15 protein-coding genes are annotated in these 13115 nt (G+C 65.4%); 8 read left to right on the forward strand and 7 right to left on the reverse strand.

Going from position 1 to position 13115, the window contains the following annotated elements:
* The 4 genes from NUU27_RS06195 to lgt are packed head-to-tail and all read right to left on the reverse strand — an operon-like array spanning position 1 to position 3960.
* Positions 1–1152 (reverse strand): Xaa-Pro peptidase family protein, encoded by a 1152-nt coding sequence (locus tag NUU27_RS06195; protein ID WP_257761208.1) that lies wholly within the window; start codon positions 1150–1152, stop codon positions 1–3.
* Complete coding sequence (gene pgeF, locus NUU27_RS06200) at positions 1152–1946, reverse strand: peptidoglycan editing factor PgeF (protein WP_257761209.1); 795 nt, start codon at positions 1944–1946, stop codon at positions 1152–1154. The genes NUU27_RS06195 and pgeF overlap by 1 nt, the downstream gene beginning before the upstream one ends.
* Before the next feature lie 59 nt (positions 1947–2005).
* Positions 2006–3109: a class I SAM-dependent methyltransferase gene (locus NUU27_RS06205; RefSeq protein ID WP_257761210.1), complete on the reverse strand. Its 1104-nt coding sequence runs from the start codon at positions 3107–3109 to the stop codon at positions 2006–2008.
* Complete coding sequence (lgt, locus tag NUU27_RS06210; protein WP_257761211.1) at positions 3106–3960, reverse strand: prolipoprotein diacylglyceryl transferase; 855 nt, start codon at positions 3958–3960, stop codon at positions 3106–3108. The genes NUU27_RS06205 and lgt overlap by 4 nt, the downstream gene beginning before the upstream one ends.
* A 225-nt stretch (positions 3961–4185) precedes the next feature.
* Here lgt and NUU27_RS06215 point away from each other — a divergent pair, with 225 nt between their 5' ends.
* From NUU27_RS06215 to bla, 6 genes are all read left to right on the forward strand, one after another.
* Positions 4186–4821 carry a DUF1326 domain-containing protein gene (locus NUU27_RS06215; protein WP_257761212.1) on the forward strand — a complete coding sequence of 212 codons (636 nt, stop codon included), beginning with the start codon at positions 4186–4188 and terminating at the stop codon, positions 4819–4821.
* 6 nt (positions 4822–4827) lie between these two features.
* Complete coding sequence (locus tag NUU27_RS06220; RefSeq protein WP_257761213.1) at positions 4828–5655, forward strand: DUF2182 domain-containing protein; 828 nt, start codon at positions 4828–4830, stop codon at positions 5653–5655.
* Between the two features lie 103 nt (positions 5656–5758).
* On the forward strand, positions 5759–6073 hold the full coding sequence (locus tag NUU27_RS06225) for an accessory factor UbiK family protein (RefSeq protein ID WP_257761214.1): 315 nt from the start codon (positions 5759–5761) through the stop codon (positions 6071–6073).
* Positions 6074–6410: 337 nt separating this feature from the next.
* Positions 6411–6911, forward strand: coding sequence for a YbjN domain-containing protein (locus tag NUU27_RS06230; protein ID WP_257761215.1), 501 nt, complete (start codon positions 6411–6413; stop codon positions 6909–6911).
* An 8-nt stretch (positions 6912–6919) separates the two neighbouring features.
* A complete protein-coding gene (locus NUU27_RS06235) occupies positions 6920–7273 on the forward strand; it encodes a tRNA-binding protein (RefSeq protein ID WP_257761216.1) in 354 nt (117 codons plus the stop codon).
* Positions 7274–7416: 143 nt separating this feature from the next.
* Positions 7417–8334, forward strand: coding sequence for a class A beta-lactamase (gene bla / locus NUU27_RS06240; protein ID WP_257761217.1), 918 nt, complete (start codon positions 7417–7419; stop codon positions 8332–8334).
* A gap of 93 nt (positions 8335–8427) precedes the next feature.
* Here the strand turns inward: bla and NUU27_RS06245 are convergent, their stop codons facing one another.
* The 3 genes from NUU27_RS06245 to NUU27_RS06255 form a co-directional block, all read right to left on the reverse strand.
* On the reverse strand, positions 8428–9804 hold the full coding sequence (locus tag NUU27_RS06245) for an ATP-binding protein (protein ID WP_257761225.1): 1377 nt from the start codon (positions 9802–9804) through the stop codon (positions 8428–8430).
* A gap of 393 nt (positions 9805–10197) precedes the next feature.
* A complete protein-coding gene (locus NUU27_RS06250; RefSeq protein ID WP_257761218.1) occupies positions 10198–10920 on the reverse strand; it encodes a response regulator in 723 nt (240 codons plus the stop codon).
* Between the two features lie 44 nt (positions 10921–10964).
* On the reverse strand, positions 10965–11483 hold the full coding sequence (locus NUU27_RS06255) for a MarR family winged helix-turn-helix transcriptional regulator (RefSeq protein WP_374565836.1): 519 nt from the start codon (positions 11481–11483) through the stop codon (positions 10965–10967).
* A 250-nt stretch (positions 11484–11733) separates the two neighbouring features.
* Between NUU27_RS06255 and NUU27_RS06260 the strand changes: the two genes are divergently transcribed.
* Positions 11734–12627, forward strand: a complete 894-nt coding sequence (locus tag NUU27_RS06260; RefSeq protein WP_257761220.1) for a branched-chain amino acid aminotransferase — start codon at positions 11734–11736, stop codon at positions 12625–12627.
* A gap of 176 nt (positions 12628–12803) precedes the next feature.
* On the forward strand, positions 12804–13079 hold the full coding sequence (locus NUU27_RS06265) for a hypothetical protein (protein ID WP_257761221.1): 276 nt from the start codon (positions 12804–12806) through the stop codon (positions 13077–13079).
* Positions 13080–13115 lie beyond the last annotated feature (36 nt).

The raw sequence follows: 13115 nt of genomic DNA on the forward strand, positions 1-13115 counted from the left end.
TCACCGCGTGATGAGATCCAGACCGTAGCGCGACAGCGCCTCGGGTTCGCCCTCCGTCGTCAGATAGGTGCGGCCGAGGCACATGGCGGTGCTGGTCTCCGAATCCATGATGATCATATGCGCGAACAGCGTCATTCCCGGCGCGATCGGCTCGGCGTTGCCGGCGTAAAACATCTGCTGCTCCATCCATGACGGCGCGAAGCGGGCGCCGAGCGAATAGCCGCAGGCGTTCAGCCGGTGCTTGGTCAGCCCGTGGGCTTCCATCACCCGCGCATGGGCGTCGAACACGTCGCCAAAGCTGTTGCCGGGCGTCATCGCCTTCTGCACGGCGGTGAGCGCGTCGCGCGCCGCCTCGAACAGCTCCTGGTGACGCCTGGAAACCTTGCCCGTCAGCACGGTCTGCATCATGGCGGCATGGTAGTGGTGATAGACGCCCGCCCATTCGAGCGTGATCTGGTCGTTCTTGTTGAGCTTGCGTCGTCCGGCCTTGTACCGGCACAGCAGCGCGTCCTCGCCCGAACCGATGATGAACTCGTTGGCCGGATAGTCGCCGCCGCCGGCGAAGACGGCGCCCTGCATCGCCGCCAGGATCTTCGCCTCGTCGCCGCCCTGCTTGATCAGCGGCAGGGCCGCGTCCAACGCGTCGTCGCCGAGGGCGGCGGCACGACGCACCTTGTCGACCTCCGCCTCGCTCTTGAACAGCCTCAGCCGGCCGACCAGGTCCGAGGCGTCCTCGATCTTGCCGAAGGTCTGCAACTGCTCGTCGAGCAGGCGGGTGTTGCGGCCGGTCAGCCCGTGCGTGTCGTATTCGACGCCGATGCGCGCCCCGAGCAGGTCGAGATCGTTCAACAGGTTGCGCAGATCGACCGTCGGATTGGCGTCGAAGCGGTCGGTCCACAGCACCACATTGTCGATGATCGAGGTGTGGCGCGCCTGGCGCAGGTCCGCCGAACGGGTGAGCAGGACCATCGAGCCGTCGGCCTTCACCACCAGGCACTGGAAGAAGCAGAAGCCGAACGTGTCGTAGCCCGTCAGCCAGTACATGCTCTCCTGGGCGAAAAGCAGCATGGCGTCGAGTTTCCGATCGGCCATCTCGATGACGAGCCGGTCGCGTCTTGCGTCAAATTCCGAACGGTCGAAGTGAAGCGCCATCAAAGTGTCTCCAACACAATTGCTGAAATCTGACGTCCGTAATCGGTCTCGCCGCGATGGGTCGCGCGGCGATAGGAGTAGAAATGATCTTCCTCGGCATAGGTGCAGCGTCCCACGAACTCGGCCGTCACGCCGGCCCCGGCCAGCCGGGCAACCGTGTAGCCGTTGAGGTCGAACAGCGCATGCCCGGCCTTGTCCGAAGGGCTGAACCAGCGCCGGTTGTCGGCATCGGCGGCCGTGAAGCGGTCGACGAATTCGGGTCCGACCTCGTAATTCTCCTGGCTGATGGACGGGCCGAGCACGGCAAGGATGCGGCTGCGCTCGGCGCCGAGCCGTTCCATCGCCGCGATGGTGTTTTCCAGAACGCCCGTCAGCGCACCTTTCCAGCCGGCATGCGCGGCACCGATCACGCGCGCCTGGCCGTCGGCGAAAAGCACTGGCCCGCAATCGGCGGCCAGCGCGCCGAGAGCCAGGCCCGGCCGGTCGGTCACCAGCGCGTCGGCTTGCGGGCGCTTGTCGCCGAACGCCTCGCGCACGGTCACCACGTCGGGCGAATGCACCTGATGCACAGTCACCAGGTTTTGCGGCTCAACGCCCAGCCATTCGGCCACGCGGCGCCGGTTTTCCAGCACCGTTTCGCGCCGGTCGCCCGAGCCGAGCCCGACATTCAGGCCCCTGTAGAGGCCTTCCGAGGCGCCGCCAGCGCGGGTGAAGAAACCGTGCCTGATGCCGTTGCGGCGCGCGTCGTCCAGCAGCGGCGACCGCAACGGTTCCGGCCTCGTCCTGTCAAGCATGCGCCGCCTTTTCCAATATCCTCACGCGGCGCGGATGGTGGGGCAGGGGCAGGGTCGAGTCAATGCGCAGGCCGAAACGGCGGGACCGTCACTGTGGACGGCGTGACGGCGAGCACCTTGAACAACCGCCCCATCGCCCCGGGCCCGGCAAGGCGTTCCACCGCCGCGCGGATCGCCTGCTGCTCGGCCGGGCTCTTGTTCGCTCCGAGCCGGCCGGCCCGTTCGAGCAGCCCGAGTCCGAGCAGGAAATCGCCTTGCTCCATCACTGGCGCGGCGAGGCCCTTCGTGCGCGCCGCGGCGGCAAGCGCGGCGAAATCCACATGCGCCGTCAGGTCCGCCCGGCCGGGATCGGCCAGGACGTCGGCATAGGCATGGCCTTGCAAGGCCTGCAGGGTGTCGCCCGTGGCGGGAATGGCGTAGCCATAGTCGATGAAGAGACCGGCACCGCCGCCAGCGGGGTTCCGTGCGGCAATCCGCGCGGCGATCTCCTCCATCAGGGCCGAGCGGGCCGGTGCGATCTCGGCGATGGCGCCCTCGGCGGCGGTCGCGGCGTCGGGCGGCAGAAGCGCCGCCTCGGGTGCGCCGGCGCCGGCCATGAAGGCGAGCCCGCCGTCCTCGTTCAGCCCCACAACGCGTTCGCGCCAGCCGCTGCCGGTCTTCACATATTGGCGGATCGGCACGGCGTCGAAGAGTTCGTTGCCGACGATGAAGAGCGGCCCGTCTTCGGGCAGGTCGGCGACCTGGCTCAGCCAGACCGGACGTGCTTCGGCCTTCGCCAGCGTCGTTTTCTGGATGCTCGTCAGCCGCTCGCTCGTCTCGATCATGAAGACCCGCGCATCCGCGAGGAAGGCGGGTGCGAGGCGGGCGAGCGTGCGCAGCATGTCCTTCATCAGTGTGCCGCGGCCGGGACCGATCTCAGCCAGCAGCGGCCGTCCCGGCGAGCCTGTCGCCTGCCAGGCGGCATAGAGCCAGACGGCGCACAGCTCGCCGAACATCTGGCTGATTTCCGGTGCGGTGGTGAAATCGCCCTTGGCGCCGAAGGGCTCACGCGTCGTGTAGTAGCCCTCGGCGGGATCGAACAGGCAGAGCGCCATATAGTCGGCGACGCTGATCGGCCCCGCCGCCGCGATCAGCGCGGCGATGCGGTCCTTGAGCATGGTCATTCGGCCGTGGCCGGCGTTGCCCTGGCCCTGGCGCGCAGCATGGCCCAGACGCCGATCAGCACCATCGGCGTCGACAACACCATGCCCATGGTCAGCCAGCCGCCGGCGAGATAGCCGAGCTGGGCGTCGGGCACGCGGAAGAACTCGACGAAGATGCGCGACAGGCCGTATCCGCAGATGAAGGCACCGGCAACGAAGCCGGGCATCTTCAGCTTCAGGGACACATGGGTCAGGATCCTGAGCGCGAGGAACAGGACGAGCCCTTCGAGGGCGGCCTCGTAGAGCTGGCTCGGGTGGCGCGGCTCCGGCCCGCCATTGGGAAAGACGAACGCCCAGGGCACATCGGTGACGCGGCCCCAGAGCTCCGAGTTGATGAAGTTCGCGACCCGCACCAGCCCGAGGCCGATGGGCACGACGGCGGAGATCGTGTCGAACAGGCTCCACGCATTCACGCCGCGCCGCATGGCGAACAGGATCATCGCCAGAGTCACGCCGAGAAGCCCGCCGTGGAACGACATGCCGCCCTGCCAGAGCGCGAAGATGTCGAGCGGATTCTGCAGATAGCGCGCCAGGTCGTAGAACAGGACGTAGCCGATGCGCCCGCCGGCGACGATGCCGGCGGCCGCCCACAGCACGAAATCGTCGAGGTCGTGGGCCGAGAGCGGCGGCTGGCCGCCGGCCCACAGGCGCCGGTTCCCCACCAGGCGGCGCGCATACCACCAGCCGAGCAGGATGCCGACCACATAGCCGAGACCATACCAGTGGATCGCCAGCGGTCCGATCTGCACGGCGACGGGGTCGATGTTGGGAAAGGCGAGCGCGGCGAGCGGTGCCATGGCAATGTCGGTCATTCGGGCCTCCCGGCCGGCGCATGAAGTCGCCCCGAGATAGGGCAGTCAATCGGGCAAGGTCAAGGCGGGCGCCGAGCGCGGCAGGCGGGCGCCGCCCACAGCCGGTTGTAAGGCTTTCGGAGAAATATCCAACCACAAGGCAAGACTGTAGAATTTCCGGTCTGGCGCGAGCCGCGCCGGGATTGATTCCCAGCCAAGGAGTTTCACGAAACCCGGGAGGAGACGATGACCGACACGAAATGGATGATCAAGGGGCGCGAGTTCGTCCAGTGCAACTGCGCCTATGGGTGCCCCTGCCAGTTCAATTCCCGCCCGACGCACGGCGAATGCCATGCCGTCGGAGCTGTCCAGATCGAGGAGGGCTATCACGGCACGACCAAGCTCGACGGACTCAACGTGGCGATGATCGTCGCCTGGCCGGGGGCCATCCATGAAGGCGGCGGGCGCGTGGTCCCCATCGTCGACGAGCGCGCCGACGAAAAGCAGCGCGAGGCGCTGCTGCGCATCATGACGGGCGAGGACACCGAACCGGGCGCCACGTTCTTCCAGGTCTTCTCCACCACGTTCGAGAAGGTCTTCGACCCGGTGTTCGTCCCGGTGGAGATCGACATCGACGTCGACGGCCGGACCGGGCGGGTCAACGTGCCGGGCTGGATCGACACGCGCGGCGAGCCGATCCGCAATCCGGTGACCGGCGAGCCGCACCGCGCCCGCATCAACCTGCCGCAGGGCTTCGAGTACGACATTTGCGAGGTCGGGCGGGGCTGGAGCGAGACGAAAGGGCCGGTGGCTCTGTCGATCGAGGATGCGCACGCCCATTTCTCGAAGCTGCACATGACCGGCGCCGGCGTCGTGCACTGATCCGTCATGGCCGCCTCGACGCTGGAATACGCGCTTCGGCGTGACCGGTTGATCGTCGGCGCCGCGCTCGCCGCGCTCACGGTGCTCGCATGGCTCTACACCCTGCGCCTGGCCGGGACCATGGTCGACGCCCCGATGGGCATGGAGATGCCGGGCATGGGCGGCGCCGGCCCGATGGGGGAGGCGATGGCACCCGGCCTGCGGCCGTGGAGCGGCATCGATTTCCTGTTCACCTTCGTCATGTGGGCGGTGATGATGATCGGCATGATGACGCCGTCCGCCGCACCGATGGTCCTCATCTATGCGCATGTCGGCCGGCGGGCGGCCGAGCAGGGCAAGCCGCTTGCCGCCACCGGCTTCTTCGCCGGCGGGTATCTCCTGGCCTGGACCGGGTTCTCGCTCGCCGCCACGGCCGGCCAATGGCTGCTGGAGCGCGCGCTGCTCCTGACGCCCATGATGGCAAGTGCCAGTGGCGTCTTCAGCGGTCTCATATTGGTGGCGGCGGGTCTTTACCAATGGACGCCGCAGAAGGCGGCGTGCCTGCGGCATTGCCAGGCGCCGCTCTCCTTCATCCAGAGCCATGGCGGGTTCCGCCGCGATCCGGCCGGCTCCCTCGCCGTCGGTTTCCGGCATGGCCTCTATTGCATCGGCTGCTGCTGGGCGCTGATGGCGCTGCTGTTCGTCGGCGGCATCATGAACCTTTTGCTGATCGCCGCCATAGCGGCCTTCGTCCTGGCGGAGAAGGTCTTGCCGCGGGCGTGGCCGGTCTCGCGTCTCGCCGGGCTTGTTCTCTTCGCCACCGGGCTATGGCTGCTCGCCGGCCAGCTGGCCTGACCGGCACGCACTTCCGCGCCGCCGTGTCATCCTGCGGTGCGGAAGAGCCTTGCATTCGCGTGGCGAGGCCACTACGTCAGATCCTGAACGCGAGAGGCCAGCCATGACCAACGGAAGCAACCGGATCCTTGACGAGTTTGCGAAGCTGATGACCGACGCCGCCGGTGCCGCCCAGGGGGTGCGCCGCGAGGTGGAAACGGCGTTCCAGGCCCAGGCGGAGCGGTTTCTCTCTTCGATGGACATCGTCCAGCGCGAGGAGTTCGAGGCCGTGCGCGAGATGGCTCTCAAGGCGCGCGAGGAAAACGCCGTCCTTGCAGCGCGCATCGAGGCCCTCGAGGCCGAACTTGCCGGGAAGGGAGCTGGCAAGGCTGCCGCCGGCGATTCGAAGCCGTCTTCCTCGGTCCGGACAAAAAAATAATTTTCCGTTACCGGCGCCTGTGCATGGCGTCGAAAAGTCGTTGTCCGAGAGTCGCTTAGGTGCGGCGGCGCGTCTTCGACTTACCCAATCTATCCACACGCAAACCGGATCGCGTAAAAAAAAGCTCTGGTCACGCGACTCTGCATCAATACACTGAATTTACAGCGTGATTCGAAACGGGTCAGGCGGTCGGGCAGGGGCGGGCCCGCAAGGTTCCATGCGTTGTCGTTGTCGCTCCACATCGTGTTTCAGGGTCTGAAACGTCTTGCGGGGAAACCGCCTCGCTGTGGATATTTGAGGGGCGCTGCCGCGCCCCATGATACGGGAAAGCAGATATATGAGCCTTCTTGAACTCGACATGACCCGCGATGCGCATCCCGTCGATGTGATCGAGCATGTCGCACACACCAACGACTGGAGCTTCGAGCGCAATGGCGACGACGAGATCGCCATCGCGGTGGCCGGCACATGGACCGACTACAATGTCTCCTTTTCGTGGATGGAGGAATTCGAGGCGCTGCACGTGGCCTGCGCCTTCGACCTGAAAGTGCCCGAGAAGCGTACTCTTGAAATCATGCGTCTCCTGTCGCTCATCAACGAGCAGATGCTGTTCGGCCATTTCGACCTGTGGGAGCGCGAGAACGTCGTCATGTTCCGCCAGGCCCTGGTTCTGGCCGGCGGCGTCGAGCCCACCGGTCAGCAGGTGGAAACCATGCTCAACAGCGCCCTCGAAGCCTGCGAGTGCTATTATCAGGCCTTCCAGTATGTGATCTGGTCGGGCAGCAGCGCCCAGGAAGCGCTGAACAGCGTCCTCTTCGAGACGTTCGGCAACGCCTGAGACGCGCCATGGCCTCCGAGAAAGCGCCGGAAATCACCTTCGACGATTTCCTGAAGGTCGACATCCGAGTCGGCACCGTCGTCGAGGCGGAGCCTTATCCGGAGGCCCGCAAGCCGGCGATCAAGCTCAAGATCGATTTCGGCCCCGAGATCGGCATCAAGAAATCGTCGGCGCAGATCACCGTGCATTACACGCCCGAAGAGCTCGTCGGCCGCCAGGTGGCGGCTGTCGTCAATTTCCCGCCGCGGCAGATCGGCAGGTTCATGTCGGAAGTGCTGACCCTCGGCTTCTCCGACGAAGCCGGCGCCGTCGTGCTCGCCGCCAGCGACAAGAAGGTGCCGAACGGCAGCCGTCTGCACTGAGGCGAGCGTTTTTGCGCGGCCGTCGCCAAATCGCCACAGACTCTCAACAGCAATAAGCGCGGCCGGGCGTTGCCGGTCTCCGTCTCGGGGGAGGAGCGTCCACCCCGGGGTGGGATGTTTCTTATTGTCTTCAAGAGGTTGTGATGAATAGCTTTTTCAGTGCCAATTTTTCCAGGCGCCGTTTCCTTGGCGGTTCTGGTGCGATTCTGGCGGGTTCGGCGATTCCGCTTTTCCACCCCGCCGATGCCGCTTCAGAGGAGGTGTCGGACGCGCTGCAGCGCAGGTTTCCCGAGATCGAAAAGCGTGTTGGCGGGCGGCTTGGCGCCGCGATCACCGATACGCAGAGTGGACGGCGCTGGACCTACCGCGCCGACGAGCGCTTTCCCATGAACAGCACGTTCAAGGCTTTCGCCTGCGCGGCGGTGCTTGCCCGCGTCGATGCCGGCAAGGAGGACCTGGAGCGTCGCGTCGACATTCGCAAGGAGGATCTGGCCAACTGGTCTCCGGTCACCGAAAAGCGTGTCGGCGGGCGAGGCATGACGATCGGCGAGCTGTGCGAGGCGGCCTCGACGATGAGCGACAACACCGCCGCCAACCTTCTCGTCGACGCGCTGGGCGGCCCGCGGGGCTGGACCGACTTCATGCGCGGCATCGGCGATGCGGTATCGCGCCTCGACCGCAAGGAGCCGGGCCTCACGCAGGGAACCCCGGGCGATCCGCGCGACACGACGACGCCCGAGGCGATCTCGGCGAGCCTGCGCAAGCTCGTTTTCGGAGACGTGCTGTCGGCGGCCTCGCGCGAGCAGTTCGTGAAATGGCTGGTCGACAACCGCGTCGGCCAGCCGCTGCTGCGCGCCGGGCTTCCGGCCGATTGGCGCATCGGCGACCGGACCGGCGCCGGCGGGCACGGCACGCGCGGCATCGTCGCCGTGATCTGGCCGCCCGAGCGTCAGCCGGTCATGGCGGCGGTCTACGTCACCGAGACAAAGGTCTCGCTCGACGAGCGCAATGCGGCGATCGCGGAGATCGGTCGCCTGCTGGCACAGACCTTGCGGAGCTGATCCCGCGGCACCGGCTGCAAGGCCTGAGGCGGGCTGCGGCCGGTGCACCGCTGAAAGACGCGCGGTGCGCTGCCGGCGTCGATTTTTCCCGAGCTACGAGGGCACGCGGATGATGGCGCGCAGGCCGCCGAGCGGGCTGTCTCCCAGCGTCACGTCGCCGCCATGGCTGCGGACGATGTCGCGGGCGATGGAAAGGCCGAGCCCGGTGCCGCTTTCGTCCTGATTGCGTGCCTCGTCAAGCCGCACGAAAGGCTTGAACACGTCCTCGCGCTTGTCCTTCGGGATGCCGGGGCCGTCGTCGTCGACGATGATGGTCAGCGTGCCGTCGGCGTTGCGTGCGGCGATCTCGACATTCTTCGCATAGCGGAAGGCATTGCCGATCACGTTCGACAGAAGGCGGCCGAAGGCGTTGGGCCGCACATGCAGCACCGAGGGGCCGGCAATGCTCGTTTTCAGCGTGCTGTCGCGGAGACCGGCTTCCTCCGTCGCGCGCTGGAAGAAGGCGGCCAGATCGAACTCGCCGGGATCCTCGGCCGCCTCGCCGCGGGCGAAGGCGAGATAGCCCTCCAGCATCGAGCGCATATCCTCGATGTCCTGGTCGAGGGCTTCGATGTCTTCCTTCGAGCGGGCGATCGCCAATTGCAGCTTGAAGCGGGTCAGGATGGTGCGCAGATCGTGGCTGACGCCCGTCAGCATCGCCGTGCGCTGCTCGATCTGCCGCTCGATGCGTTCGCGCATCACCAGGAAGGCGCTGCCGGCGCGCCGCACCTCCTCGGCGCCGCGCGGCTGGAAATCGCTCGGTGTCGGCCGGCCCTTGCCGAAACTGTCGGCGGCTTCGGCCAGTTGCAGGATCGGCCGGATCTGGTTGCGCAGGAAGGCGACCGAGATGGCTATCAGCACCAGTGAGGTGCCGACCATCCACAACAGGAAGATGTGCGTGTTCGACGCATAAGCCTGGCTGCGCCGCGCAAAGACGCGCAGCACCTTGTTGTCGAGCTGGATGCGGATCTCGACGATGTTCGAGTTTCCCACCGTGTCGAGCCAGAAGGGCCGGTTGATCTGCCGCGTGATCTCCTCGCCGAGTGTCTGGTCGAGGATCGAGAAGAACGGCTTGGGACCGGGCGCCGGCAAGGGGTCGGGCGGCAGAAGGTCGATCTTCAGCGCCAGCCGCTCCTGTGCGATGCGGATCACCTGCGCATCGCCGTTGTCATCCGGATAGGTCTCGATCATGTCGATGATGGCAGCGATGTCGCGGGTGACGGCCTGGCTGAGGCGCTGCGTCACCGTTTGCCAATGACGCTCCATGAAGACGAAGGCGATCACCGACTGCAAAAGCAGCATGGGCGCGATGACGATGATCAGCGAGCGCGCATAGAGCCGCTTCGGCATGTAGCGCGAGACCACGCGCCAGAAGCGTCTCCACTGTCGGCGCAGGGCCACGAACGCATATTTGGCTCGTGTCGGCAGCATCGTCCTGCCCTGCGAATTGATCTGCGAATCGGCCATTCCGCCCTGTTCGTCCCGGCATCGCCCGGCTATGCGTTGTCTGCTGGCGATCCTATTGCATTGGTCCGAAAACCGGAAACGGCTTTGCGGTGAGGCTCATCCTTTGCGATGGGCGCGCAAGCCGCCCCCTGTAGCCGCCGCCATGAGCGCAAAAATAGCGATCCCGCTTATCGACCTCAAGCAAGATCGGCCGCATGAGGAATGCTGCGCAAGCCCACGGGACGCACGCAGGACGTCCTCCACGGGAGAGGTCCGGGCCCGATGGGTTCGATGGCGTGACGATGAACGAGGATCGCCCGCCTTGGCATCGAGGCGGGCATCGCCGGTTCTCCGGCGCTGAAACGCAACAGGTGGCGCCTATTCCACGCTCAGCCGGTAGCCGATGCCGCGCACGGTCTGCAGATAGATCGGATTGGAGGGATCGCGCTCGATCTTGCGGCGCAGGCGGTTGATCTGCACGTCGATCGTGCGCTCGCCGACATCCGAATCCTCGCCCACCAGCTCGTGGCGCGGCACGGTCTCGCCGGCCCGCTCGGCGAAGATCACCATGATCTCGCGCTCGCGATCCGTCAGCTTCACCAGCTTGCCCGTATGCTTCAGCTCCCGCTTGGCGATCTGGAAGGCGTAGGGGCCGAACACCACCTGCTCCACCTTCGGCGCGCCGTGCGGCGTGCTGCGGCGCAGTATGTTGTTGATGCGCAGCACCAGTTCACGTGGATCGAAGGGTTTGGGCAGGTAATCGTCGGCGCCCGCTTCCAGGCCCACGACGCGGCTTTCCGTCTCCGAAAGCGCCGTCAGCATCAGGATCGGCATGTCCTTCTCGGCGCGCAGGGCGCGCGTCAGGGCCACGCCGTCCTCGCCCGGCATCATCACGTCGAGAATGGCGAGATCGAAATCCAGCCCGTTGAGCTTGCGCCGTGCCTCGGTCGCATTGCCGGCGATGGTCACGCGGAAGCCGTTCTCGCGCAGGAACCGGTTCAGCAGCCCGCGAATGCGCGTATCGTCGTCGACCACGAGCAGGTGGGGTGCATCATCGCCAGGGATGGTGGTTTCCTGCTCCCGTTTACCGGTCTCGCTCATTGTCACGACCTCCACGGCTCGGCTTCTCCTTCAACGATACCCTTTCACGGCTCAGAGCGTCCATTAGGCAGTTTGTCCATCTGGGCGCGCAGCTCGGGGTTCACCAGGGCACGCAGAAAGCGTTCGATCACGGCGCTGTCGGCGAGCTGCGCTTCCTGAAGTGCAGCATTGATGCGGCGGGACTGTGGCAACGCCAGAGCCAGCGCCAGGTCGCGCCCCTGCTCGGTGGGATAGAGTTCGCGCTGGCGGCGGTCGCGCGGCCCTTGCACCTGCACGATATAGCCCCCGTCGATCAACTGCTTCAACACCCGTGCCAGGCTCTGCTTGGTGATGCGCAGCACGTCCAGAAGCTCGGCCACGGTCAGGCCGGGCCGCCGGTTGACGAAGTGCAGCACCCGATGGTGCGCCCGCCCGAAGCCGTATTCGGCAAGAATGGCGTCCGGATCTGAGGTGAAGTCGCGATAGGCGAAGAACAGGTGCTCGATGATGGCGAAATCAACGCCGTCCTTCAGCGTCAGCGGGGTCTTGATCGGCTCGGCGTCGTCGGTGCTCATGAGGCTCATGCGGTCGGTTTCAATTCTGCAGCGAAGAATTTATGTCAGCCTTGTTGACATATTTTGGGCGCATTGATAATTTTTGACAATGTTTTCGGCTCAACGCGAACAAAAAGGTTTCCTGAGGGGGCTTTTGCGGAACTTCCTTCAAAATCCCCTCCGTCGCGGTTAGTCTAAGGCAATTGAAGGCGCCGTCCCCTCGGACGGCATTTCAGGTTCGATCCGCACCCCCGTGCAGGGTGTCGGCAAGAGAGGTGACATGGCAGCGGTTCCTTTTGATCAGCTCGAGGGCTTTATCTGGCTCAATGGCGAATTCGTCAAATGGGCAGACGCCAAGATCCACGTACTGACGCATGGACTTCATTACGCCAGTGCCGTGTTCGAGGGCGAGCGGGCCTATGAGGGCGAGATCTTCAAGCTCAACGAGCACACGGAGCGTCTGCACGAATCAGCTCGTATTCTCGGCTTCCGCATTCCCTGGTCGGTCGAGGAGATCAACGAGGCCTGCCGGGCGCTTCTCGCCAAGCAGGGCTTTTCCGATGCCTATGTGCGGCCGATCGCGTTTCGCGGCAGCGAGATGATGGGCGTTTCCGCGCAAAACAACCGCATCAACCTCGCCATCGCCATCTGGCAGTGGCCGAGCTACTTCGATCCGGAGCAGCGCCTGAAGGGGATCCGTCTCGACATCGCCGAGTACTGCCGCCCCGATCCGCGCACGGCACCATCGAAGTCGAAGGCCGCCGGCCTCTACATGATCTGCACCCTGTCGAAGCATGCGGCCGAGGCCAAGGGCTATGCCGATGCAATGATGCTCGACTGGCGCGGCCGGGTCGCCGAGGCGACCGGCGCCAACATCTTCTTCGTCAAGGACGGCGCGCTCCACACGCCGACGCCGGATTGCTTCCTCGACGGGATCACCCGCCGCACGGTCATCGATCTGGCGCGTCGCCGCGGCATCGAGGTGGTCGAGCGGGCGATCATGCCGGAAGAGCTGACGGGCTTCGAGCAGTGTTTCCTGTCCGGCACCGCCGCGGAGGTCACGCCGGTCGCAGAGATCGGTCCGTACCGTTTCGAGGTGGGAGAGATCTCGCGTCTCCTGATGAACGATTACAGCAATGAAGTGCGCCCGGGATTGCGTGTTGCAGCGCAATAGGGCGCTTCTGCAGGCAAGAGGTCTTGGCGTTCTGCGCCGGGAGAACTCTCCCGGCCGCAGAATTGGACAAGAAGAAATAGAGTAGACTATTCACAGCCTCTTATTTGACTTTGGTCCGATTCGCGTTTTCATGGGCACGCCGACCCATGAGGTCGGCGTTGGATGAGGGACCAGACATGGAAGCACTTCTCCCCATTATCGTTCAGGCGATAGCAGGCATTATCGGTGGCGAGGCAATCGGCACTGTGGTGAAGAAGGCCGCGATGGGTCATGGTGCAAAGATCCTGAGTGGCATCATCGGCGGTGTCGGTGGTGGCGCGTTGCTTTCCGGCATGGGAGGCGATGCTGGTGCGTTGAGTGGTCTTCTGGGCGATGCCATTGGCGGCGTCGTCGGCGGCGGTGTCCTGACGGGTGTTGTCGGTGCCGTCATGGGTGCGATGAGCAAGAGCTGAGCACCTTAGAGTTCGCGGGAGCGGGCGGCCCCGGGG

The organism is Nitratireductor sp. ZSWI3 (assembly GCF_024655565.1).
Taxonomy (GTDB): Bacteria; Pseudomonadota; Alphaproteobacteria; order Rhizobiales; family Rhizobiaceae; genus Nitratireductor.

Bases quoted from the DNA above. Each gene is read 5' to 3' on its own strand.
- NUU27_RS06205 (WP_257761210.1), bottom strand. From the start codon at position 3,109: ATGACCATGCTCAAGGACCGCATCGCCGCGCTGATCGCGGCGGCGGGG.
- NUU27_RS06265 (WP_257761221.1), top strand. From the start codon at position 12,804: ATGGAAGCACTTCTCCCCATTATCGTTCAGGCGATAGCAGGCATTATC.
- NUU27_RS06235 (WP_257761216.1), top strand. From the start codon at position 6,920: ATGGCCTCCGAGAAAGCGCCGGAAATCACCTTCGACGATTTCCTGAAG.
- bla (WP_257761217.1), top strand. From the start codon at position 7,417: ATGAATAGCTTTTTCAGTGCCAATTTTTCCAGGCGCCGTTTCCTTGGC.
- NUU27_RS06255 (WP_374565836.1), bottom strand. From the start codon at position 11,483: ATGAGCCTCATGAGCACCGACGACGCCGAGCCGATCAAGACCCCGCTG.
- NUU27_RS06225 (WP_257761214.1), top strand. From the start codon at position 5,759: ATGACCAACGGAAGCAACCGGATCCTTGACGAGTTTGCGAAGCTGATG.
- NUU27_RS06215 (WP_257761212.1), top strand. From the start codon at position 4,186: ATGACCGACACGAAATGGATGATCAAGGGGCGCGAGTTCGTCCAGTGC.
- lgt (WP_257761211.1), bottom strand. From the start codon at position 3,960: ATGACCGACATTGCCATGGCACCGCTCGCCGCGCTCGCCTTTCCCAAC.
- pgeF (WP_257761209.1), bottom strand. From the start codon at position 1,946: ATGCTTGACAGGACGAGGCCGGAACCGTTGCGGTCGCCGCTGCTGGAC.
- NUU27_RS06260 (WP_257761220.1), top strand. From the start codon at position 11,734: ATGGCAGCGGTTCCTTTTGATCAGCTCGAGGGCTTTATCTGGCTCAAT.
- NUU27_RS06220 (WP_257761213.1), top strand. From the start codon at position 4,828: ATGGCCGCCTCGACGCTGGAATACGCGCTTCGGCGTGACCGGTTGATC.
- NUU27_RS06245 (WP_257761225.1), bottom strand. From the start codon at position 9,804: ATGCTGCCGACACGAGCCAAATATGCGTTCGTGGCCCTGCGCCGACAG.
- NUU27_RS06230 (WP_257761215.1), top strand. From the start codon at position 6,411: ATGAGCCTTCTTGAACTCGACATGACCCGCGATGCGCATCCCGTCGAT.
- NUU27_RS06195 (WP_257761208.1), bottom strand. From the start codon at position 1,152: ATGGCGCTTCACTTCGACCGTTCGGAATTTGACGCAAGACGCGACCGG.
- NUU27_RS06250 (WP_257761218.1), bottom strand. From the start codon at position 10,920: ATGAGCGAGACCGGTAAACGGGAGCAGGAAACCACCATCCCTGGCGAT.